Genomic DNA, 21019 nt, shown 5'->3' with positions numbered 1-21019 from the left:
TGCGAATCATACGCTCTTGCGGTGCCACAATCGGCCCGACTGTCCTGAGCGCAAATTTTGATGCCCAATGACTATAGACCAGAACTACGGTGTTACCCAGTGTGCATAAGTTTATTTACCGTTTGATTACAATTATTCAGAATAATCTTTGCAAAGCGTGAGAGAGAGCAGTATAAGCCGTCGTTTTTTCATGGATATGTGCGTTCACCCGCAAACTGGCACTGGGATTGCGGGAAAACCACATTGATCGCACTTATGATTAAAAGCGTATGACCAAGTGGTCGGATCACCTGCAAACAATAAGGAAACGCCATGACCCTACGTACCATCCTTGCGGCAGCTTGTCTGCTGCTGCCCCTGTGGGCTTCCGCTCACAGCATTGAAAAAGGACAACGTGTACCGCCAGTCGGCATTGCTGACCGGGGAGAATTGATTCTCGACAATGATAAGTTTAGCTATAAAGCCTGGAATAGCGCGCAGCTCGCGGGCAAAGTGAGAGTTGTACAACATATTGCCGGTCGTACATCCGCAAAAGAAAAAAATGCCAGCCTGGTGGAGGCGATCAAGGCCGCAAAATTCCCCCATGACCGCTACCAGACCACCACGATTGTGAACACCGATGATGCCATTCCTGGCTCCGGGATGTTTGTGCGCTCAAGCCTTGAAAGCAATAAAAAGCTCTACCCGTGGTCGCAGTTTATCGTCGACAGCAACGGCGTGACGCGAAAGGCCTGGCAGCTAGAGGAAGAGAGTTCCGCGATTGTCGTGCTGGATAAGGACGGCCGCGTGCAGTGGGTGAAAGACGGCGCGTTAACTCAGGAAGAGGTGCAGCAGGTTGTCGCCCTGCTGCACAAACTGCTGGCTCAGTAAAGAGAGACGCGGAAGCCGGGGTTGAGGAATGATTCGCGCGGGGTATAGTCCAGCGGCTTGCCCTGCCAGTCATGGACATGCGCCCCGGCGGCCGCGGCAACGGCATGGCCTGCCGCGGTATCCCAGACGTTGGTTGGCCCAAAGCGCGGATACAGCTGCGCCTGACCTTCCGCCACCAGGCAGAATTTCAGCGACGAGCCAATCGAGGTGGTCTGGTGTTCACCCAGCTGTTGCAGGTATTCCTCCAGCTCGCTGTCGCTGTGCGAGCGGCTAATCACCACCAGCGGTGGACGGGCATCGCGCACCTGGATCTGCTTGCGTACGCCGCACTCCTCCTTCCAGGCCTTCCCTTCTGCAGCGCTGTACATCACCTTCATTACCGGCGCGTAGACCACGCCGAGCACCGCTTTACCCTTCTCAATCAGGGCAATATTGACGGTGAACTCACCGTTGCGCTTGATGAACTCTTTTGTCCCGTCCAGCGGATCGACCAGCCAGTAGCGCTGCCAGTGCTGGCGCTCGTCCCAGCTTTGCGGCGCTTCTTCAGACAGAACGGGGACATCCGGTGTTAAGGCCTGTAGACCTTGCAGGATCACCTTATGCGCCGCGATATCGGCCGCCGTGACCGGGGAGTCGTCCGCCTTGCTGACGACCTCCATCGGTTTAACACCGTCATACACCTGCATGATGGCATCTCCCGCATCCCGTGCGAGCTGACAAATCTTATCTAGCATTTTCCACCTCTTTGTTAACGCAGTGAGGTTAACTCTTTGTTTTAGTTATATCGTAATGTGAACAATTCCGCTATCTGTGAAGCAATTCCGGTTTCAGGTCGCTTTTTTCTGTCAGGATTCACATTTCTGTAAGCAACAAACGATAGATACATACTCTTTTGTGGAACGGATCGAAAAAAGGACTCCTCTGATGATTAAGTTTAGTGCAACGCTTCTGGCGACGCTGATTGCAGCGAGCGTGCAGGCGGCGACGGTAGATCTGCGTATTCTGGAAACGACCGATCTGCACAGCAATATGATGGACTTCGATTACTACAAAGATACCCCTACGGAAAAATTCGGACTGGTACGTACAGCAAGTTTGATCAACGCCGCGCGGGGTGAAGTCAAAAATAGCGTGCTGGTGGACAACGGCGATCTCATTCAGGGCAGCCCGCTCGGCGACTACATGGCGGCGAAAGGTCTGAAGAAAGGCGAGATTCACCCAGTTTATAAAGCGATGAACACGCTGGACTATGCCGTCGGCAACCTGGGCAACCACGAATTCAACTACGGCCTGAAATACCTGCACGATGCGCTGGCCGGCGCGAAGTTCCCGTACGTTAACGCCAATATCATCGACGTTAAGACGCAAAAGCCGCTCTTTACCCCTTACCTGATTAAAGAGAGTGAAGTTGTCGATCGGGACGGTAAAAAGCAGACGCTCAAAATCGGCTATATCGGCTTCGTACCGCCGCAGATCATGACCTGGGATAAAGCCAACCTCGACGGCAAAGTGACCGTTAATGACATTACCGAAACCGCGCGCAAGTACGTGCCGGAAATGCGCGCGAAAGGCGCGGATGTCGTTGTCGTGGTGGCTCACTCAGGCCTGTCAGCCGACCCGTACCAGGCCATGGCGGAGAACTCCGTTTATTATCTGAGCGAAGTCCCGGGCGTTGACGCGATCCTGTTCGGCCACGCTCACGCCGTTTTCCCGGGCAAAGATTTTGCCAGCATTAAAGGGGCGGATATCGAGAAAGGGACGCTCAACGGCGTGCCGTCGGTGATGCCGGGCATGTGGGGCGACCACCTTGGCGTGGTGGATCTGGTGCTAAATAACGACAGCGGCAGCTGGAGGGTGACGCAGTCAAAAGCCGAAGCGCGCCCAATTTACGACGCGGCGGCTAAAAAATCCCTGGCAGCGGAAGATAAAAAGCTGGTGGACGTGCTGAAGCACGACCACGACGCCACCCGCGAATTCGTCAGCAAGCCGATCGGCAAATCCGCCGACAATATGTACAGCTTCCTGGCGCTGGTGCAGGACGATCCGACCGTTCAGGTAGTCAACATGGCCCAGAAAGCCTATGCCGAACACTTTGTTCAGGGCGATCCGGATCTGGCAAAACTGCCGGTGCTGTCTGCCGCTGCGCCATTCAAAGTGGGCGGACGCAAGAACGACCCGGCAAGCTATGTTGAGGTCGAAAAAGGCCAGCTCACCTTCCGTAACGCCGCCGATCTCTATCTCTTCCCGAATACGCTGGTGGTGGTTAAAGCCTCGGGGAAAGAGGTGAAGGAGTGGCTGGAGTGCTCCGCCGGGCAGTTTAACCAGATTGACCCGCACAACAGCAAGCCGCAGTCGCTGATTAACTGGGACGGCTTCCGCACCTACAACTTCGACGTGATCGACGGCGTAAATTACCAGATTGACGTCACCCAGCCGGCGAAATATGACGGCGAGTGCCAGGCGATTAACCCGCAGGCCGAACGCATCAAAAACCTGACGTTCAAAGGCAAGGCGATCGACCCGAATGCCACCTTCCTGGTGGTAACCAATAACTACCGCGCCTACGGCGGCAAGTTTGCCGGTACGGGAGATAGCCACATCGCTTTTGCGTCACCGGACGAAAACCGCTCGGTGCTGGCGGCGTGGATCGGCGCGGAGTCGAAGAAGGCGGGCGAAATTCACCCGGCGGTGGATAACAACTGGCGTCTTGCGCCAATCCACAGCGATGCGAAACTGGATATCCGCTTTGAAACGTCACCGTCCGATAAGGCAGCCTTGTTTATTAAGGATAAGGCGCAGTATCCGATGAAGAAGGTTGCGACGGATGATATCGGGTTCGCGATTTATCAGGTGGATTTGAGCAGGTAGCGGTGATTGTGCCGGGTAAGGCGAAACCGCCACCCGGCTTTTACGCCGCACGCTCATCCCGATTCGCCATCACCTTCGGCGTATTGACTTCAATCCAGTCCGCCAGCGCGGCGACTTTCTCGCTCACCTCGATGCCCATCGGTGTCAGGCTATACTCGACGTGCGGCGGCACGACCGGATACGACACGCGATCGACAAACCCGTCCTGCTCCAGCGCCTGAAGCGACTGGGACAGCATCTTTTCGCTCACCCCGCCCATTTTATGGCGCAGCTCGCTAAAACGGTGCGTTCCTCCGCGCAGAGCCAGCAGGATCAGCACGCCCCAGCGGCTGGTAACGTGTTTAAGCACCTCCCGTGAAGGGCACTGTTCCGCGAAGAGATTGCCATCGCGCATTTGCTCGCTGAGCGTTGGGATCGTTTTTTTCATACTTACCTTTTTGTACGTACTTACTAAAAGTTAGCTATGGTGATAGTGTGCCACAACACCAGACAAACACGAAGGAGATTTATCATGATCGCGATTACCGGCGCTACCGGCCAGCTTGGCCAGCACGTTATTGAAGAACTGCTGAAAACCGTTCCAGCAAACCAGATTGTTGCCATTGTTCGTAACCCGGCGAAAGCTGAAGCGTTAAGCAACCAGGGTATTGTGGTTCGTCAGGCGGATTACACCGATAAGGCCGCCTTTACTGCCGCGCTGAGCGGCGTGGAAAAGCTGCTGCTCATCTCCTCCAGCGAAGTGGGCCAGCGCGCGACCCAGCACCAGAACGTGATCAACGCCGCCAAAGCGGCAGGCGTGAAATTTATCGCCTACACCAGCCTGCTGCACGCGGATAAATCACCGCTGGGTCTGCACGTTGAACATGTCGAAACCGAGAAAGCGCTGGCAGAATCTGGCGTGCCATACGCCCTGCTGCGCAACGGCTGGTACACCGAAAACTACCTGGCGAGCGCGCCGCCTGCGCTGGAACACGGCGTATTCATTGGTGCCGCAGGCGAAGGCAAAATTGCCTCTGCCACCCGCGCAGACTATGCCGCGGCGGCAGCCAAAGTGATCGCTGAAGAGGGTCATGCGGGCAAGGTATACGAACTGGCAGGCGACCACGGCTGGACATTGAGCGAGCTGGCGGCGGAACTGAGCAAGCAGAGCGGTAAACCTGTGGCGTATCAAAACCTGAGCGAAGCAGACTTTGCAGCCGCATTGAAGAGCGTGGGTTTACCCGCCGGGCTGGCGGATATGCTGGCGGACTCCGACGTGGGCGCGTCCAAAGGCGGCCTGTTTGACGACAGCCGTACCCTGAGCAAGCTGATTGGCCGCCCGACTACACCGCTGGCGGAGAGCGTCAAAGCCATTCTGTAATTGTTACGGATTGGTTATTTTTTGTGGCATCCCCTCGGGTCATCTCTGATAATGTAGTGATGACCCATGAGGAGGCCCATCGTGCAAGGCGTACCGGAACAGTTTACTGACGAGAGAGACAGCGCGCGCTTTCGCCATCTGGCGCAGCTGCCGGGCCTTGAACTCTATCACGCGCATATCTCTGACTACGCCTTTGAGCCCCACACTCATGAAGCCTTCGGCATCGGCACCATCGAAACCGGCGCCGAACGCTTTCGCTATCGCGGCACCCAGCATCTCGCACCTGAAAAATCCGTTGTTACCATGAACCCGGACGAGATCCATACCGGGGAGTCCGCGACCGAAGACGGCTGGCGCTACCGGATGGTCTACATCGAACCCGATCTTCTGGAAGAGGTAACCGGCCTGCGCCACTGGTGGTTCAGCGATGTAACCCGTTACGACCCGCAGCGCTCTCAGCAGATCGGCAGGCTAATTTACGGCCTGTGGCATACGGACGATCCGCTGGCGCAAAAAGGCTTATTGCTGGATCTGATCGAGACCTTTCAGCCGCTAGCCCATCACGCGCCGGTGGTTCAGGAAGGCGCACACCGTTTCGAGCGCGTGCGCGAGTATTTGCACGACAACTATATGCACGCCCTGACGCTGGACGAACTGGCGAACGTTGTCTCGCTCAGCCCGTACCATTTCCAGCGCCAGTTCAAAGCCCATTTTCACGTTACGCCGCACCAGATGTTGATGGCCATCCGCCTGTGGCGCGCCAAGGCGTTTCTCACCCACGGTATGCCCGCCGCCGAAGTCGCCGCCGCAACGGGGCTGACCGACCAGTCGCATTTAACCCGCGCCTTCACCCGCCGCTACGGCATTACGCCCGTGCGCTACCAGAAACAGGTCGCCCGGCGCTAATGCGCAATCTCATACAATACGCGCGCGTTTCCCCCTTCTAGACTGAGTGCAGAGTAAATCAATGTGGATGGAAAAATGATTAGCGGCGTGTTGTATGCCCTGCTTGCAGGTCTGATGTGGGGGCTGATCTTTGTCGGCCCTCTGATCGTGCCGGAATACCCGGCGATATTGCAGTCTACCGGACGTTATCTGGCGCTCGGGCTGATTGCCCTTCCTCTGGCATGGCTGGGGCGTACGCGCTTGCGACAGCTCAGCCGTCAGGACTGGGGCACCGCGCTGGCGCTGACCATGATGGGCAATCTCATCTATTACGTCTGCCTGGCAAGCGCCATTCAGCGAACCGGAGCGCCGGTGTCGACCATGATTATCGGCACGCTGCCGGTGGTCATCCCCATCTTCGCGAATCTGCTTTATAGCCATCGGGACGGCAAGCTGGCGTGGTCGAAAATGATACCCGCCCTGGCCTGCACCGCCGTGGGGCTGGTGTGCGTCAATATCGCCGAGCTGCGCCACGGCCTGGCAGACTTCAGCTTATGGCGTTACGGTTCGGGGATCGTTTTAGCGTTCATCTCGGTCGCGTGCTGGGCCTGGTACGCCCTGCGCAATGCGCGCTGGCTGCGGGAGAACCCGGATAAACACCCGATGATGTGGGCAACGGCGCAGGCGCTGGTCACGCTCCCCGTCTCGTTAGTGGGGTATGCCGGCGCATGCCTCTGGCTGGGTCATCAGCAGCCGGAATTTGCCCAGCCCTTCGGGCCAAGACCCTGGGTCTTTATTGGCTTAATGGTTGCGATTGCGGTGCTGTGCTCCTGGGTGGGCGCGCTGTGCTGGAACATTGCCAGCCAGAAGCTGCCGACGGTGATCTTAGGGCCGCTGATTGTGTTCGAAACCCTGGCCGGGCTGCTGTACACCTTCCTGATGCGCCAGAGCGTGCCGCCGCTGTTAACGGCCTGCGGGATCGCGCTGCTGGTGGTGGGAGTGGTGATGGCGGTAAGAGCGAAGCCGGAAAAACCGAGAGTCGTTCCGGCTTCGGAGATGTGAGTAATGCCCAGCGGCGCTACGCTTGCAGGGCCTACAAAACAGTAGGTCTGGTAAGGCGTAGCCGCCACCGGGCAAGCCTTTAAAACGTTTCCCAGTTCGCTTCAGACGCCGTCGCTGCTGGCTGCGCTTTTGGCACATAGGTTTTCACCGGTGCCGCTTTGACCGCCTGATTACGCGTTATTTTGAACACCGCTACCGCTTCGTTCAGGCGTGCGGCCTGATCTTCCAGCGCCGCCGCTGCCGCCGCAGACTCCTCCACCAGCGAGGCGTTCTGCTGGGTCACGCGGTCCATCTCGGCTACCGCCTGACCAACCTGGTCTATACCGCGGCTCTGCTCGTCAGAGGCAGAGGCAATTTCGCCCATGATGTCGGTCACGCGGGTAACCGCGTTAACGATTTCCGCCATCGTCGCGCCCGCTTCGTTCACCAGCTGCGAGCCGGCGTTCACGCGCTCGCCGGAATCATCGATCAGCGCCTTAATCTCTTTTGCCGCCTGGGCGCTGCGCTGGGCAAGCGTGCGTACTTCTCCTGCAACCACCGCAAAGCCACGGCCCTGCTCGCCCGCACGCGCCGCTTCCACCGCCGCGTTCAGCGCCAGAATGTTGGTCTGGAAGGCAATGCCGTCGATAACGTTAGTAATTTGTGCGATTTTGCTGGAGCTGGTGGCGATCTCGTCCATGGTGCGCACCACGCCTTCCACCACGTTACCGCCCTTCTTCGCGGTTGAGGAGGCATCCAGCGCCAGACGAGACGCCTGACGCGCGTTATCCGCGTTCTGCTTCACGGTGGCGGTCAGCTGTTCCATGCTGGCTGCCGTCTCTTCCAGAGACGCGGCCTGCTGCTCGGTACGGGAAGAGAGGTCGTTGCTGCCCGCCGAGATTTCACCCGCACCGGTATAGATGGTGTCTGCGCCTTCACGCACCACGCCCACGGTGTTCGCCAGCGAGGTTTGCATCTCCTGCACGTTGCGCGCCAGGATAGCCATTTCGTTTTTGCCTTCAGCCTGAATCGGCTGGGTTAAATCCCCTGCCGCGATGGCGCGGATATGGTTGATCACCTCTTCCAGCGGCAGGAGCAGTACCCGGCGCATGGCGATCCAGCTGGAGATAATCACCGCAATGACGAGGATCATGACGGCAGAAAGGATCCACAGGATGCGCTTGTAGTCGCTTTCGTTATCCTGAATGCCTTTACTGGTGAGCGCAGCCTGCGCCTCGCGCCACTCGCGATAGACCTTTTGCATTGCCGTCTGCTTCTGTTCTGCATTCTGTCTGAACATATCTTCCAGGTTGCCCTGGCCCAGCAGAACGTTCATTTGCGTCAACGTGGCGGAGTAGATGCGGTACTGCTCTTCCAGCCGATCGGCCAGGTTCTCATCCAGACCCGGGGTATTCGGCAGGGCGTAGTATTTGTCGTAATGGACCTGCGCATTGGCCAGCAGATTTTTCGCGGTGTTAACCAGCTCGTTCAGCTGTCCGCCGTTAATCTGAGAGGCCATGCTGCTTTGCAGACGCAGCATCCCGCGGTTTAGCGTGACGCGCGCCTGGTTCAGGCTGATCCAGGCGTCGGTAAATTCCGCCACGTTCTGGCTGGAAAGCTGCGACACGGTGAAGTTGTCTTTATCGTTATTCAGCGCGTTGATAAAGATACCCGCGGAAATCACTTGCATGATGCCGAGCACAAGCAGCACCGAAATAAGAAGAGTAATGACTTTTATACGTTTAAACATGCGTTGCCTTTGTTATATGCAGGTTTGTCTGACGTGTATCTATCGGCACGCGCGGCGGGTTGTTTACTGTTTCTCCACCTTTAAAAACTTTCTAAACCACTTTCCTAAATCCATTCAGGGAGTTAAACGGGACATTTTTTTGTGATCCGTGTCGCACTTTCCCCCTTCCCTCTAAAGGGTTATAGCGCCGCCTTAAAGATGCATTTAATATGCATTTTATATTTTTAATAACGAGGTAACTGCTATGGCCTTTCGCGACCAACCCCTCGGCGAGCTGGCGCTCTCCATCCCTCGCGCTTCCGCGCTGTTCCGTAAATACGATATGGATTACTGCTGCGGCGGTAAGCAAACGCTGGCGCGAGCGGCCTCGCGCAAGGAACTGGACGTGGAGGCTATCGAAGCGGAACTGGCGCTGCTGGCTGAACAGCCTGTTGAAAAAGACTGGCGCACCGCCCCGCTCACGGAAATCATCGACCATATCATCGTGCGTTACCACGACCGCCACCGTGAACAGCTGCCTGAGCTGATCCTGCAGGCAACGAAAGTTGAGCGCGTACATGCCGACAAGCCTTCCGTGCCGCGCGGTCTGGCAAAATACCTGACCATGCTGCATGAAGAGCTTTCCAGCCACATGATGAAAGAAGAGCAGATCCTCTTCCCGATGATTAAACAGGGAATGGGAAGCCAGGCGATGGGGCCTATCAGCGTAATGGAAAGCGAGCACGATGACGCGGGCGAACTGCTGGATGTGATCAAACACACCACTAACAACGTCACGCCGCCGCCGGAAGCGTGCACCACCTGGAAAGCGATGTACAACGGCATTAACGAGATGATTGACGACCTGATGGAGCACATCAGTCTTGAGAATAACGTGCTGTTCCCGCGGGCATTGGCGGGGGAATAAAAAAGCCCGGTGGCGCTAGCGCTTACCGGGCCTACAACGTCCTCGAACATAGGCCGGGTAAGCGTCAGCGCCACCCGGCAATATGCTTAACGCATGCCTGCCATCCGTTTCTTACCGATAAACAGCCAGCCCAGCCCCAGCGCGATAAACCACAGCGGCGTGACGATCAGCGCCTGACGGGTGTCATCTTCGAGCGTCAGCAGCACCAGCACGAACACGAAGAACGCCATGCACACCCAGCACATCAGCTTGCCCAGCGGCATCTTGTAGATCGACTTCTCATGCAGGTGCGGACGCTGTTTGCGGTACACGAGGTACGAGCACAGGATAATGGTCCAGACGAACATGAACAGGATCGCCGACACCGTGGTGATCATAGTAAACGCGCCAATTACGCTTGGGTTTACGTAGAGCATCACCACGCCACCCAGCAGGCACATGCAGGAGAAGGTCAGCCCTTTCGCCGGTACCGCACGTTTAGAGAGTTTCGCAAAGGCGCTCGGCGCTACGCCCTCCTGAGCCAGACCAAACAGCATACGGCTGGTTGAGAACACGCCGCTGTTCGCAGACGATGCCGCAGAGGTCAGCACCACGAAGTTAATCAGGCTCGCCGCAGCAGGCAGCCCTACCAGCACGAACAGCTCAACGAACGGGCTCTTGCTGGGCACCACGGAGCTCCACGGCGTCACGGACATAATGATGATCAGCGCGAAGACGTAGAACATGATGATACGCACCGGTATGGAGTTGATGGCGCGCGGCAGGGACTTCTCCGGATCTTTGGTTTCCGCAGCGGTCGTTCCGACAAGCTCAATCCCCACAAACGCGAACACCGCAATCTGGAAGCCCGCAAAGAAGCCGCTGATGCCTTTCGGGAACCAGCCACCGTCGTTCCACAGATGGGTGAAGGACGCCTGAACGCCCGTTGGCGACTGGAAGTGCGTCAGGACCATCACCAGGCCCACCACAATCAGCCCTACGATAGCGACAATCTTGATCATCGCGAACCAGAACTCCATCTCACCGAACATTTTCACGGTGGCGAGGTTCAGGCTCAGCAGCAGAATAATCACCGCCAGCGAGGCGACCCAGTCCGACAGCCCCGGGAACCAGAACTGCGCGTAAGCGGTAATCGCCACGACGTCCGCCATGCCGGTGACCACCCAGCAGAACCAGTAGGTCCAGCCGGTAAAATAGCCCGCCCACGGGCCGAGCAGGTCCGACGCGAAGTCGCTGAAGGATTTGTATTCGAGGTTCGAGAGCAGCAATTCACCCATTGCGCGCATCACGAAGAAGAGCATAAAACCGATGATCATATAAACGAAGATGATCGACGGCCCGGCAAGACTGATGGTTTTGCCCGACCCCATAAACAGCCCGGTGCCGATGGCACCGCCGATGGCGATAAGCTGTATATGACGGTTTGTGAGATTGCGCCGTAGCGACTGTTCAGACGTCGCCTCTTCTGCAGCGGCGACTTTGACCTGATCTACCATGTAATTTTTCCTGTTTATGCCTGTCTGTGTTGTTAAGGCTCTTCTGGCCTTTAAAAACGTCAAATAAATGACGGTCCCTTCGTAAGGGTTTATCGATATTAGGTAAGAATCGGCGGGATGAATACTATGATTTAGATATTATGTTAATAATATGTTGAAAGTGAGTGTCATATCACTCATACAGCGCGAAACAGCTCACAAAAATACACGCAACAGTTTCGTTTGCAAGATAAAATGTTGATTCCGTCGTAACTATGGGTTTTATCACTATTTTCCTCTCCCCGGGCGGAGAGAGGAAATAAGAAAAGTCGATTACAGGATTTCCAGCAGCTCGACTTCAAAGACCAGGGTGCTGAATGGCGGGATGGACGCGCCAGCGCCACGCTCGCCGTAAGCCAGGTTGTGCGGGATGGTCAGTTCCCATTTGGAACCCACTGGCATCAGGGTCAGGGCTTCGATCCAGCCGGCGATAACGCCGTTGACCGGGAACTCAGCCGGTTCGCCGCGCGCCACGGAGCTGTCGAACACGGTACCGTCGATCAGCTTACCGGTATAGTGCACGCGAACGTGGTCGGTACGCGCCGGGATAGCGCCGTCGCCCTGGTTGATCACGCGGAACTGCAGGCCGGATTCGGTGCTGTTCACGCCTTCGCGCTCGCGGTTCTCTTCCAGATATTTCACGCCTTCGGCTGCCATCTCTTCGAAGCGCGCGCGACGCACAGCGTCAGCACGTTCGTGGATTTCACGCAGCGCACGATGCACAACGTCAACCGGAACGGCAGGCTGTTTGCCTTCCAGCGCATCAGCGATACCCGCCACCAGCGCTTCAGGTAACAGACCTTCCAGGCCGGATTCGCTCAGCTGCTGTCCTACCTGCAAGCCGATACCGTAACTTGCCTGCGCTTCGATAGTGTCAAAAGTCGGGGTGGTCATGGGTTTTCCTTCCATCACATTTAAAGTAGCGGGCAGCATATCAGCCATGCCCTTATGGGTAAAACTTTGTCTGAAGTTAAGGTGACAAACCGCGACGAAACAGAAACAATAGAGACAACCAGGATTAATCCCGAACTGATGTCACGGATGTCCGGTTTGCTACGTCGTTCAGGCAGTTAGCGAACTATACTTCGAAGCACAGGATATAAAAGACGCGGAGCAGGAGGAGAGCCATGCCCGGGCGATTTGAACTGAAACCTACCCTGGCGAAAATCTGGCAGGCGCCGGACAATTTTCGCATTATGGACCCGCTGCCTCCTCTGCACCGCAGGGGGATCATCATTGGTGCGCTGATGGTGATCGTGGGCTTCCTGCTTCCTTCCGGCGGTGATGATGTTGATACCGCGCCGGTCACCCGCAATGCGCAGCTGGATCTTCAGTCGCAAACGCGGCCGCAGTCTGACGCGCAGCCGATGCAGACGCAGCTGGTAACCCCGTCTAACGATCCAGGTCAGGTCGCGCCTGTTGAACCCGAACCCGTTCAGGATGAACAGGAGCAGGCCGCAGCGCCGTCTGAGCCGCAAACCCAGCAGCCGACCGGCATCGAGCAGCAGTGGCGTTCCTATCGCGTGGAGCCGGGAAAAACCCTGGCACAGCTTTTCCGCGATCACAATCTGCCGCCGACCGACGTGTATGCCATGGCAAAAGTGGAAGGCGCAGGTAAACCGCTGAGTAACTTACAGAACGGCCAGATGGTGCAGATTCGCCAGAACGCCAGCGGGGTGGTCACCGGGCTGACCATTGATACCGGAAATGGGCAGCAGGTGCTGTTTACCCGCCAGCCGGACGGCAGTTTCATCAGAGCACGTTAATGGCGTATGCCGGGTAAGGCGAAGTCGCCACCCGGCACTTTTGTTCTCAGGCACTCCGTTTATTCACCCACCAGATCCCCGAGCAGACCAGCACCAGCGCAATCGCATATTTGATATCCAGGATGTTTTCGCCGAGGAAGATGGCGGAAAGCACCGTCCCTGCAACAGGAATGACAAAGTTGAACGGAGCAATCATGCTTACCCGGTTCACTTTCAGCAGCGCGCTCCACAGGGCGAACGCCACCGATGAGAGCAGCGTCAGATACCCCAGCACCGCAACGGCCTTCATGCTGTGCACTTCCAGCGTTCCGCCCGTGGCATAACCTCCCGCAACCAGCGCAGCCCCGCCTATCGCCAGCTGCCAGCCGGTCATCACCGTTGGGTCGACGGTCTGGGAAATACGTTTCCCGTAAAGCGTGGCGGCAGAGAGAATAAAAGCCGCCAGCACCACAAAACCGTCGCCTTTCCAGACAAACTGGAAATCGCTTAACCCACTGTGAAAGTTCACCAGCATCACACCGGCAAACCCAAGAATACAGCCCAGCGTTTTGTTATAGCTGAGTTTGTCATTGTGGTAGATAAAGTGCGCCAGCAGTACGCTGAAGAAAGTCCCGGTGGCGTTCATGATTGAGCCGTTTACCCCCGTCGTGTAGGCCAGTCCTATATAGAAGAAAGTGTACTGAATGGTGGTCTGGGTCAGCCCGAGGATCGTGAGCTGGCCAAACTGCTCGGGCGTGAGCCTGCCAATCGGTTTGCGCTGGGCCAGCGCAAACAGCAGCAGCAAGGCACCGGCAAACAGAAAACGGTATCCGGCAAAAACGACTTTGGACGGAATATCATCGGTCGCGATCTGAAAGAGTTCGTAGCCATTTTTAATGGCCGGGTACGAGCTCCCCCAAAGCAGGCAGCAGAGCGTGGCGCAGGCGTAGGCCACATGTCGACGGGCAAAGACGGGCGTGGGCAGAGCGGTATCCATGACAAATCTCATAAATAAAATTGCGTTTCAATTTATTATCAGAGAATGCGTCAGGAATAGCTACCATACGAGATAAAAAGAGAATTTCCGGTAGCTTTAAATAGCAAAACGCCGGCACAAGGCCGGCGCTTCGACGCGAGCAGAGTAAAAAATTACTCAGCTACAACGTTAACAACCAGTTTAGCGAACACTTCGCTGTGAACCTGGAAGTCAACTTCGTGCTCACCAGTGGTACGCAGAACGCCGTTCGGCATGCGAACTTCGCTCTTAGCCACTTTAACGCCTGCTGCAGTAACTGCATCAGCGATATCGCGGGTACCGATGGAACCGAACAGTTTACCTTCGTCGCCAGCTTTGGAAGCGATGGTAACAGTGCCCAGTGCGTTGATTGCTTCAGCGCGAGCGTTAGCAGCCGCCAGAACGTCAGCCAGTTTGGCTTCCAGTTCAGCGCGACGTGCTTCGAAAAACTCTACGTTTTTCTTAGTAGCTGGAACAGCTTTACCCTGTGGAACCAGGAAGTTACGAGCGTAGCCCGCTTTAACGTTAACCTGATCACCCAGGCTGCCCAGGTTTGCTACTTTATCAAGCAGAATAACTTGCATTACCTTATCCTCTTAAAGTCGTATTAATGGACCGTGCCCGATTACTGATGACGATCAGTGTACGGCAGCAGGGACAGGTAGCGAGCGCGTTTGATAGCGCGAGCCAGCTGACGCTGATATTTTGCACGAGTACCGGTGATACGGCTTGGGACAATCTTACCGCTTTCGGTGATGTAGTTTTTCAGCGTTGCGATATCTTTATAGTCGATCTCTTGAACGCCTTCCGCGGTGAAACGGCAGAACTTGCGACGACGGAAATAACGTGCCATATGGCTAGTCTCCAGTATCTATCAAATCAATCTGCTCGGCATGCAGAACCATTTTGCTCAGGCCGTTCTTTGCCTTGTGGCAAGAGATGAACCCCTGAACGATTACTGCGCTACCGACCGTTAAACTGTGAGTAATGGCCTGGTTTTCGTGTCCGCTAATAATAACGGGCATTTGGCACCACGCCTGCCGGTGAAACCCGGCTTCCTCTTGCACAGAACGATGCTCAAGCACGAACTGGCAATGCGGAATTCCTGATGGACTGACCTTTCGAAGGGGAGCCCTGCATACGATGCCGGACAACGCCAGACGGTTGGTCATCAGAAATTACTCTTCAGAATCCCCAGCATCAGAATCATCTGCGGTTTCGTTTGCGAAATCATCGCGACGCTCACGGCGCTCGTCTTTCGCTTTAACCATCGGAGATGCTTCGGTAACTGCGTTTTTGGTACGCATAACCATGCTGCGGATAACGGCATCGTTGAAGCGGAAGGTAGTTTCCAGCTCATCGATCACTTCCTGCGGCGCTTCAACGTTCATCAGAACGTAGTGTGCTTTGTGCAGTTTGTTGATCGGGTAAGCCAGCTGACGGCGGCCCCAGTCTTCCAGACGGTGGATCGTACCTTCTGCACCAGTGATGGCAGCAGAGTAACGCTCGATCATACCCGGAACCTGTTCGCTCTGGTCAGGATGGACCATAAAAACGATTTCGTAATGACGCATCGAATTGCTCCTTACGGATTATTCAGCCTCCTGTCTGGGTCAGCCGAGGCCCGGGGAGGCAAGGAACGTGTTAAAGGTCGGCTGAAAAATTGACGCGTCATAATACTTGCCCCCCCCAGGAAACTCAAGCTGATTGCACAAATAATTCGCACAAAGCGTAAAGCTGGTCTAAGTGGGTGATTTAAAATTAATCGCATCAGGAAGCGTTGTTTTTTTGAACAACTGCATCAGAAATGGTCACGCATCCCCGCCGGAGGAATGATTACACTTTAATCAGAGATCAACTGAATTAAAGAAGGAGTATTCCTCTCACACAGCACGCAGTCGTGGAGCGCATATCATGAAAAAAATCGCAGTAGCCATAATGGCGGCGCTTTTGCTCAGTGCAAACGCGATGGCAGCCATCAAAATAGACGGCCGGCAGGCCAGAAACATGGATGATGTGCATAGCTTAGGCGTAATCTATATCAATCATAATTTCGCCACTGAAAGCGAAGCAGATCGGGCACTAAATGAAGAGACCGATGCCCAGGGCGCAACCTATTACCACGTGATGTTAACCCGTGAGCCCGGCAGCAACGGCAATATGCACGCCAGTGCAGATATCTACCGGTAACCCTTAACGCTAGCACCAGGAAAGCCAACAACGAGAACATAGCCATAGTTGACGTTGCCCCCTGTCCGGGGGCTTTTTTTGTGAATGGCTCCGGAATACCACCGGTTACAACTGTTTTTCGGTATTCCAGAGCACTTATTCACTTCTGCCCGTAGTAGGCATTCGGGCCGTGCTTGCGCATGAAATGCTTGTTCATCAGGTAATCGTCAATGCCCTGAAGCTGTGGGTTGATGCCGCGGGCAATCCACGCCATGCGCGCCACTTCCTCCATGACAACCGCATTATGAACGGCGTCGTGGGCATCTTTACCCCAGGAGAACGGACCGTGCTGATACACCACAATCCCCGGCGTATGCAGCGGTTCAGTTTCACCCAGCGTTTCAATAATCACCTTGCCGGTGTTGCGTTCGTACTCCCCTTCTACTTCAGCCTGCGATAATGCCCGCGTGCAGGGAATGTCGCCGAAGAAGTAGTCCGCATGCGTTGTTCCCAGCGCCGGAATCGCCAGCCCCGCCTGTGCCCAGGCGGTGGCGTGCGTGGAGTGGGTATGCACAACGCCACCCAGCGATGGATAACGCTGGTACAGCGCCAGATGGGTCGCCGTATCAGAAGAAGGACGCCATTTGCCCTCAACGACGTTTCCTTCGAGGTCGACCACCACCATATCGTCCGCTTTCATGGTTTCATACGCCACGCCGCTCGGCTTGATCACAACCAGACCTTGTTCTCGGTCGATGGCGCTCACGTTGCCCCAGGTGAACGTTACCAGGCCATAGCGCGGCAGATCCATATTGGCCTCAAAGACCTGCTGTTTCAGCTTAAGCATGTTCAGCCTCCAGTAACCCCGCGCGCGCCATACGCTCGCGCACCCAGTCCCGCGCTTTTGCCACTTCCGCAGCCGGATCGTCTGACGTTTCGCTCCACATCTCAATCAGATAAGGCCCGCAATACCCTGTCTGTTTGAGCGTCTCGAAGCACCGTTCGAAATCCACCACCCCGGTGCCGAACGGTACGTTTTTAAACACGCCAGGGCGGGTATCTTTGACGTGCACCGCCACGATATGCCCGATGCCCGCCCGCAGCTCCATCTGCACGTCGTTATCCCAGGCCGACAGATTGCCGATATCCGGATAAAGCTGGAACCAGGGGTTATTCAGATAGTGCGCATAGCCCAGCGCCTTGCTGATGGAGTTCATCAACGGGTAGTCCATGATCTCCATCGCCAGCGTGACCTGCGCGCGGCTTGCCATCTCAACGCTCTCTTTCAGGCCGTCACGGAAACGACGGCGCGTTTCGTCGTTGGCTTCCTGATAGTAGACGTCGTAACCCGCCAGCTGGATCACGCGGATGCCGACATCCTGCGCAAAACGAATGGCTTTGCGCATGATCTCCAGCCCTTCAGCGCGCACGGCATCGTCTTCACTGCCGAGCGGAAAACGGCGGTGGGCGCTCAGACACATGGACGGCACGCGCACGCCGGTTTCGGCAATGGCGCCCACCAGCGCCAGGCGCTGCTCGCGACTCCAGTCCAGGCGAGAAAGGCGCACATCCGTCTCATCCACGGACATTTCGACAAAATCGAAACCCAGCTGTTTTGCCAGCCGTAACCGCTCCAGCCAGCACTCCCCTGCAGGGAGTGCCTTTTCATAGATGCCAAGCGGGACCTGTTTTGACAACATACCCGCTCCTTAACCCCAAAGCTGAGCGATTGAGCGTTTGAACTGACGCGCCGCTTCCACCGGAGATGCCGCGTCGCGAATGCTGCGGCCAGCGATAAAGACGTGAATAGGGATACCCTGGAACAGCGGCAGATCTTCCAGCGCCAGGCCACCGGTGACGGTGACTTTGAAGCCCATATCCGCCAGACGCTTAATCGCGCTGATATCCGCTTCGCCCCACGCCACGCCTGCGGCTTGCGCATCGCGGCTGCGGTGATACACCACCTGCTGGATGCCCGCATCGCGCCACTCCTGCGCCTGCTCCCAGGTCCAGAAGCCGGTCAGTTCAATCTGCACGTCGCCGTTAAACTCTTTTGCCACGTCCAGCGCGCCTTTGGCGGTGTTGATATCCGCACAGCAGATCACGGTGACCCAGTCGGCGTTGGCTTCAAAGCACATGCGGGAAAGGATTTTGCCTGCGTCAGCAATCTTGGCATCCGCCAGCACGATTTTGTGCGGATAGAGCGCTTTCAGGTCACGAACGGCGCGCACGCCTTCGCCCACGCACAGAATGGTCCCCACTTCGATGATATCCACCTCTTCCGCAATCAGGCGGGTGGTTTCGTAAGCGTGAGACAGCGTCTGGTTATCCAGCGCAACTTGCAACATTGGTAATGACATGTTCAATTCCTCTTAAACGGCCGCCGCAGTGGCGTTATCAATTAAATCCAGCACTTCCTGCGCGGTGCGGCAGGCGCGTAAACGGTCAAAATTGGCTTCGTCATCAAACAGGTTGACGATCTGCATGATGCCCACCTCCTGGTGGGTGTTGGCATCAACGGCCGCCATGGTGATGAGAATGTCGACCGGGTCGTTATCTTCGTGGTTGAACACCAGCGGCGTTTTCAGCGTCACCAGCGCAAACCCGGTTTTCTTGACGCCCTCTTCCGGGCGGCCGTGCGGCATGGCCAGGCCCGGCGCAATCACGAAATAGGGGCCGTGCTGCGCCACGCCATCCAGAATGGCCTGGTAATAGCGCGGCTCGACAACGTCCGCTTTAACCAGCAGATCCACACTCAGCTTCACCGCTTCCTGCCAGGTGCTGGCGTCGGCCTGTAAAAGGATGGCGTTATTCTCTGCCAGCGAATCACGTAGTTTCATGTGGCGTCCTTACTTCACGTCTTGTGGGAAGTGCTCTTTGATCACTTCCAGCAGTTTTGGCCCGAAATCCGCAGGCGAGAGCATGTTGCGCACGCCTACCACATATTTGTTGCCCGACACGCTAATCTCACCGGCAATATGAGTTGAAGCGATGATGATGTCCGCGCCGTTCAGTTCACTTTTGTATTCACCCACTGCGCAGCTGTTCACCGTGTGGTCGATGTTTGACTGGGTCAAAAACTGGTCCACTTTCATCTTCATGATCATGGAGCTACCTTGCCCATTGCCACACACAGCCAGGATACGTACGGTCATAATCGAAACTCCTTAATGAGCAGACACTTCTGCTGTTTGTTTTTCCGCATCTTCTTCAGCTCGCAGCGAACGGCCAGCGAAGAACATATAAGCCAGAGCAATCAGGATGATGACGGCCATAAAGGCCAGACCGACGGAGGCAAAGCCCTGCATCATCGGTGGGGCCAGAATTGACCAGTCCGCCATGCCCATCCAGGCGCTCATACCGGTGAGCTTGACCGCCCACACGCAACCGAAGATTTCCACCATGCCCATCACCAGGCAGATCTTGAGCGCCGCGCGCCAGCCGCCGAAGTGGTTAGCAAACACACCAATGGTGGCGTTGGAGAAGAACATCGGGATAAAGCCAGGAATGATCAGGATTGAGGAGCCGCAGCCCACCAGGATGCCCACCGCAATCAGCTGGCCGATGGTGCCCCACATAAAGCCCCAGACGACGGCGTTTGGCGCAAAGCTATAGATAGCCGCACAGTCAATCGCCAGTACCGCACCAGGGATCAGGCGCTGAGAGATGCCGTTAAAGGCTTCCGACAGCTCGGCGACGAACATACGCACGCCCTGAGTGATGATGAAAATCGCTACCGCGAAGGAGAAACCGGTCTGCAGGATATAGACCGTCCAGTGGGTTTTACCCGCCATCGCCTGCACGACGTCAATGCCGAAAGAGAGCAGAATGGCGCCGAAAAAGAGGGTCATCACAATCGCGGTGGAGACGATGTTGTCGTGGAAGATATTCAACCAGCCAGGCAGTTTGAGGTCTTCGACACTCTCCTCTTTTTTGCCCAGGTACGGCGCAACTTTATAGGCAATCCAGGCGGCAAACTGCTGCTGGTGACCGATGGAGAAGCCACAGCCGTCGGTCACGATCTGCGTTGGCTTGTACATCATGTTGGAGGTGATACCCCAGTAGAGCGAGACCAGCACCGCGGTGCAGATAATCGTGGTCCACATTGGGTAACCGAAGATATAGAGAGAAACCGCGATCAGCCCCGCCTGCTGGAACATGATGTGCCCGGTGAGCATAATGGTGCGAATGCCGGTAATGCGGCGCAGGAGCACGTAAATGATGTTCAGCGCCAGCGCGAGCAGCACCGCATACCCCACCCAGCTATAGGCATCACCCATGCGATCGATGGTCGCCATCATTGAGGCGTACGTATCAGAGATAGCGCCGTTGATGCCATACACTTCCGACATTTTGGCGACGACCGGCTTAAACGTGCTGGTCAGAATGCCTGACCCCGCCTGCAACAGCATGAAACCGATAATGGTTTTGATGGTGCCTTTAATAATCACGCTGACGCTTTTGCGCAGCAGGATGTACCCCAGGCACGTCACGATACCCAGCAACAGCGGGGCGTTGGTCATTACCTGATTAAAGAAAACGGTAAAGACGTTGTAGAGGATCTCCATAACTCTCTCCAGAAATGAGAACACGAGGGGCAATCCCTGTGCGGTTGGTGCCATCACTCTATTAATCACAAATAATCACCACAAGATTGAATTTGATTATTTGTGACGCATCACGCAATTTATTTCCATGCTGTTAGTAATGATTTTCACTACCGCACCACAAAAATAAATTAATCCTTATAATTCATGAAATTAATGTTTAATGCAGGATAATCTAACAAGTAAAGAGTGGAGAGTCCGTGAAGTCGCGCAGATAAAATTCCGCATTTTGACCATTGCAAAGCACGTCAAATAGTGCCAGCATTA

General features: G+C 55.8%; 24 protein-coding genes. 8 read left to right on the top strand and 16 right to left on the bottom strand.

Going from position 1 to position 21019, the window contains the following annotated elements; translation table 11 throughout:
• Window positions 1-312 precede the first annotated feature (312 nt).
• Window positions 313-870 (top strand): YtfJ family protein, encoded by a 558-nt coding sequence (locus IM303_RS10230; RefSeq protein WP_193359873.1) that lies wholly within the window; start codon window positions 313-315, stop codon window positions 868-870.
• Here IM303_RS10230 and cysQ read toward each other — a convergent pair.
• The gene (cysQ, locus tag IM303_RS10225) at window positions 864-1604 is read right to left on the bottom strand and encodes a 3'(2'),5'-bisphosphate nucleotidase CysQ (protein ID WP_193359872.1); all 741 of its coding nucleotides are present in this window, start codon (window positions 1602-1604) and stop codon (window positions 864-866) included. The two genes, IM303_RS10230 and cysQ, sit on opposite strands and share 7 nt — an antisense overlap.
• A gap of 190 nt (window positions 1605-1794) precedes the next feature.
• On the opposite strand from cysQ, the gene IM303_RS10220 reads away from it, so the two are divergent.
• Complete coding sequence (locus tag IM303_RS10220; protein WP_193359871.1) at window positions 1795-3738, top strand: 2',3'-cyclic-nucleotide 2'-phosphodiesterase; 1944 nt, start codon at window positions 1795-1797, stop codon at window positions 3736-3738.
• Between the two features lie 40 nt (window positions 3739-3778).
• On the opposite strand, the gene IM303_RS10215 is transcribed toward IM303_RS10220, so the two are convergent.
• On the bottom strand, window positions 3779-4165 hold the full coding sequence (locus IM303_RS10215; RefSeq protein WP_028015279.1) for a helix-turn-helix domain-containing protein: 387 nt from the start codon (window positions 4163-4165) through the stop codon (window positions 3779-3781).
• Between the two features lie 84 nt (window positions 4166-4249).
• Between IM303_RS10215 and IM303_RS10210 the strand changes: the two genes are divergently transcribed.
• The 3 genes from IM303_RS10210 (at window position 4250) to IM303_RS10200 (ending at window position 7045) form a co-directional block, all read left to right on the top strand.
• The gene (locus IM303_RS10210) at window positions 4250-5098 is read left to right on the top strand and encodes an SDR family oxidoreductase (protein ID WP_041911470.1); all 849 of its coding nucleotides are present in this window, start codon (window positions 4250-4252) and stop codon (window positions 5096-5098) included.
• Between the two features lie 81 nt (window positions 5099-5179).
• Window positions 5180-6004: an AraC family transcriptional regulator gene (locus IM303_RS10205; protein ID WP_028015277.1), complete on the top strand. Its 825-nt coding sequence runs from the start codon at window positions 5180-5182 to the stop codon at window positions 6002-6004.
• A 75-nt stretch (window positions 6005-6079) separates the two neighbouring features.
• Window positions 6080-7045 carry a DMT family transporter gene (locus IM303_RS10200; protein ID WP_041911471.1) on the top strand — a complete coding sequence of 322 codons (966 nt, stop codon included), beginning with the start codon at window positions 6080-6082 and terminating at the stop codon, window positions 7043-7045.
• Between the two features lie 79 nt (window positions 7046-7124).
• Here the strand turns inward: IM303_RS10200 and IM303_RS10195 are convergent, their stop codons facing one another.
• Window positions 7125-8774: a methyl-accepting chemotaxis protein gene (locus IM303_RS10195; protein WP_193359870.1), complete on the bottom strand. Its 1650-nt coding sequence runs from the start codon at window positions 8772-8774 to the stop codon at window positions 7125-7127.
• 244 nt (window positions 8775-9018) lie between these two features.
• On the opposite strand from IM303_RS10195, the gene ytfE reads away from it, so the two are divergent.
• A complete protein-coding gene (ytfE, locus tag IM303_RS10190) occupies window positions 9019-9681 on the top strand; it encodes an iron-sulfur cluster repair protein YtfE (RefSeq protein WP_045631260.1) in 663 nt (220 codons plus the stop codon).
• Between the two features lie 86 nt (window positions 9682-9767).
• Here the strand turns inward: ytfE and cycA are convergent, their stop codons facing one another.
• Complete coding sequence (gene cycA / locus IM303_RS10185) at window positions 9768-11177, bottom strand: D-serine/D-alanine/glycine transporter (RefSeq protein ID WP_041911474.1); 1410 nt, start codon at window positions 11175-11177, stop codon at window positions 9768-9770.
• 312 nt (window positions 11178-11489) lie between these two features.
• Entirely contained in the window at window positions 11490-12110 is a 621-nt protein-coding gene (fklB, locus tag IM303_RS10180) for an FKBP-type peptidyl-prolyl cis-trans isomerase (RefSeq protein WP_008502892.1), read from the bottom strand.
• A 233-nt stretch (window positions 12111-12343) separates the two neighbouring features.
• On the opposite strand from fklB, the gene IM303_RS10175 reads away from it, so the two are divergent.
• On the top strand, window positions 12344-12982 hold the full coding sequence (locus tag IM303_RS10175) for an OapA family protein (RefSeq protein WP_192972016.1): 639 nt from the start codon (window positions 12344-12346) through the stop codon (window positions 12980-12982).
• Between the two features lie 46 nt (window positions 12983-13028).
• Here the strand turns inward: IM303_RS10175 and IM303_RS10170 are convergent, their stop codons facing one another.
• The 5 genes from IM303_RS10170 to rpsF form a co-directional block, all read right to left on the bottom strand.
• Window positions 13029-13958: a DMT family transporter gene (locus IM303_RS10170; protein ID WP_028015271.1), complete on the bottom strand. Its 930-nt coding sequence runs from the start codon at window positions 13956-13958 to the stop codon at window positions 13029-13031.
• Between the two features lie 152 nt (window positions 13959-14110).
• The gene (gene rplI / locus IM303_RS10165; RefSeq protein ID WP_006810372.1) at window positions 14111-14560 is read right to left on the bottom strand and encodes a 50S ribosomal protein L9; all 450 of its coding nucleotides are present in this window, start codon (window positions 14558-14560) and stop codon (window positions 14111-14113) included.
• Window positions 14561-14601: 41 nt separating this feature from the next.
• Window positions 14602-14829: a 30S ribosomal protein S18 gene (gene rpsR, locus IM303_RS10160; protein WP_000135199.1), complete on the bottom strand. Its 228-nt coding sequence runs from the start codon at window positions 14827-14829 to the stop codon at window positions 14602-14604.
• Between the two features lie 4 nt (window positions 14830-14833).
• Complete coding sequence (priB, locus tag IM303_RS10155) at window positions 14834-15148, bottom strand: primosomal replication protein N (protein ID WP_028015270.1); 315 nt, start codon at window positions 15146-15148, stop codon at window positions 14834-14836.
• A 6-nt stretch (window positions 15149-15154) separates the two neighbouring features.
• The gene (rpsF, locus tag IM303_RS10150) at window positions 15155-15550 is read right to left on the bottom strand and encodes a 30S ribosomal protein S6 (RefSeq protein WP_014068637.1); all 396 of its coding nucleotides are present in this window, start codon (window positions 15548-15550) and stop codon (window positions 15155-15157) included.
• A gap of 340 nt (window positions 15551-15890) precedes the next feature.
• Between rpsF and yjfY the strand changes: the two genes are divergently transcribed.
• On the top strand, window positions 15891-16166 hold the full coding sequence (gene yjfY / locus IM303_RS10145; protein ID WP_041911476.1) for a DUF1471 family protein YjfY: 276 nt from the start codon (window positions 15891-15893) through the stop codon (window positions 16164-16166).
• Window positions 16167-16305: 139 nt separating this feature from the next.
• On the opposite strand, the gene IM303_RS10140 is transcribed toward yjfY, so the two are convergent.
• Genes IM303_RS10140 through ulaA form a run of 6 tightly spaced genes read right to left on the bottom strand, consistent with a single transcriptional unit; the run spans window position 16306 to window position 20713 of the window.
• Window positions 16306-16992, bottom strand: coding sequence for an L-ribulose-5-phosphate 4-epimerase (locus IM303_RS10140; protein WP_193359869.1), 687 nt, complete (start codon window positions 16990-16992; stop codon window positions 16306-16308).
• Window positions 16985-17845: an L-ribulose-5-phosphate 3-epimerase gene (locus IM303_RS10135; protein ID WP_192972012.1), complete on the bottom strand. Its 861-nt coding sequence runs from the start codon at window positions 17843-17845 to the stop codon at window positions 16985-16987. Before IM303_RS10135 ends, IM303_RS10140 begins: the two co-directional genes overlap by 8 nt.
• Before the next feature lie 9 nt (window positions 17846-17854).
• Window positions 17855-18505: a 3-keto-L-gulonate-6-phosphate decarboxylase UlaD gene (gene ulaD, locus IM303_RS10130; RefSeq protein ID WP_023334265.1), complete on the bottom strand. Its 651-nt coding sequence runs from the start codon at window positions 18503-18505 to the stop codon at window positions 17855-17857.
• A gap of 12 nt (window positions 18506-18517) precedes the next feature.
• Window positions 18518-18985, bottom strand: a complete 468-nt coding sequence (ulaC, locus tag IM303_RS10125; protein ID WP_045259633.1) for a PTS ascorbate transporter subunit IIA — start codon at window positions 18983-18985, stop codon at window positions 18518-18520.
• Between the two features lie 9 nt (window positions 18986-18994).
• Window positions 18995-19300 carry a PTS ascorbate transporter subunit IIB gene (gene ulaB, locus IM303_RS10120; protein WP_003856022.1) on the bottom strand — a complete coding sequence of 102 codons (306 nt, stop codon included), beginning with the start codon at window positions 19298-19300 and terminating at the stop codon, window positions 18995-18997.
• A 12-nt stretch (window positions 19301-19312) separates the two neighbouring features.
• Window positions 19313-20713 carry a PTS ascorbate transporter subunit IIC gene (ulaA, locus tag IM303_RS10115; protein ID WP_028015265.1) on the bottom strand — a complete coding sequence of 467 codons (1401 nt, stop codon included), beginning with the start codon at window positions 20711-20713 and terminating at the stop codon, window positions 19313-19315.
• Window positions 20714-21019 lie beyond the last annotated feature (306 nt).

Origin of the sequence: Enterobacter cloacae complex sp. P38RS (assembly GCF_014930775.1) — a bacterium.
GTDB classification, from domain to species: Bacteria; Pseudomonadota; Gammaproteobacteria; order Enterobacterales; family Enterobacteriaceae; genus Enterobacter; species Enterobacter bugandensis.
Note: the sequence above shows the minus strand (reverse complement) of the source record. Positions and strands in the feature narration are given on the sequence as shown.

Coding starts and splice junctions, on each gene's coding strand:
- IM303_RS10200 (WP_041911471.1), top strand. CDS start 6,080: ATGATTAGCGGCGTGTTGTATGCCCTGCTTGCAGGTCTGATGTGGGGG.
- ulaD (WP_023334265.1), bottom strand. CDS start 18,505: ATGTCATTACCAATGTTGCAAGTTGCGCTGGATAACCAGACGCTGTCT.
- ytfE (WP_045631260.1), top strand. CDS start 9,019: ATGGCCTTTCGCGACCAACCCCTCGGCGAGCTGGCGCTCTCCATCCCT.
- cysQ (WP_193359872.1), bottom strand. CDS start 1,604: ATGCTAGATAAGATTTGTCAGCTCGCACGGGATGCGGGAGATGCCATC.
- fklB (WP_008502892.1), bottom strand. CDS start 12,110: ATGACCACCCCGACTTTTGACACTATCGAAGCGCAGGCAAGTTACGGT.
- IM303_RS10230 (WP_193359873.1), top strand. CDS start 313: ATGACCCTACGTACCATCCTTGCGGCAGCTTGTCTGCTGCTGCCCCTG.
- IM303_RS10175 (WP_192972016.1), top strand. CDS start 12,344: ATGCCCGGGCGATTTGAACTGAAACCTACCCTGGCGAAAATCTGGCAG.
- rplI (WP_006810372.1), bottom strand. CDS start 14,560: ATGCAAGTTATTCTGCTTGATAAAGTAGCAAACCTGGGCAGCCTGGGT.
- ulaB (WP_003856022.1), bottom strand. CDS start 19,300: ATGACCGTACGTATCCTGGCTGTGTGTGGCAATGGGCAAGGTAGCTCC.
- ulaA (WP_028015265.1), bottom strand. CDS start 20,713: ATGGAGATCCTCTACAACGTCTTTACCGTTTTCTTTAATCAGGTAATG.
- ulaC (WP_045259633.1), bottom strand. CDS start 18,985: ATGAAACTACGTGATTCGCTGGCAGAGAATAACGCCATCCTTTTACAG.
- priB (WP_028015270.1), bottom strand. CDS start 15,148: ATGACCAACCGTCTGGCGTTGTCCGGCATCGTATGCAGGGCTCCCCTT.
- IM303_RS10135 (WP_192972012.1), bottom strand. CDS start 17,845: ATGTTGTCAAAACAGGTCCCGCTTGGCATCTATGAAAAGGCACTCCCT.
- rpsF (WP_014068637.1), bottom strand. CDS start 15,550: ATGCGTCATTACGAAATCGTTTTTATGGTCCATCCTGACCAGAGCGAA.
- IM303_RS10170 (WP_028015271.1), bottom strand. CDS start 13,958: ATGGATACCGCTCTGCCCACGCCCGTCTTTGCCCGTCGACATGTGGCC.
- IM303_RS10215 (WP_028015279.1), bottom strand. CDS start 4,165: ATGAAAAAAACGATCCCAACGCTCAGCGAGCAAATGCGCGATGGCAAT.
- IM303_RS10140 (WP_193359869.1), bottom strand. CDS start 16,992: ATGCTTAAGCTGAAACAGCAGGTCTTTGAGGCCAATATGGATCTGCCG.
- rpsR (WP_000135199.1), bottom strand. CDS start 14,829: ATGGCACGTTATTTCCGTCGTCGCAAGTTCTGCCGTTTCACCGCGGAA.
- yjfY (WP_041911476.1), top strand. CDS start 15,891: ATGAAAAAAATCGCAGTAGCCATAATGGCGGCGCTTTTGCTCAGTGCA.
- IM303_RS10195 (WP_193359870.1), bottom strand. CDS start 8,774: ATGTTTAAACGTATAAAAGTCATTACTCTTCTTATTTCGGTGCTGCTT.
- IM303_RS10210 (WP_041911470.1), top strand. CDS start 4,250: ATGATCGCGATTACCGGCGCTACCGGCCAGCTTGGCCAGCACGTTATT.
- IM303_RS10220 (WP_193359871.1), top strand. CDS start 1,795: ATGATTAAGTTTAGTGCAACGCTTCTGGCGACGCTGATTGCAGCGAGC.
- cycA (WP_041911474.1), bottom strand. CDS start 11,177: ATGGTAGATCAGGTCAAAGTCGCCGCTGCAGAAGAGGCGACGTCTGAA.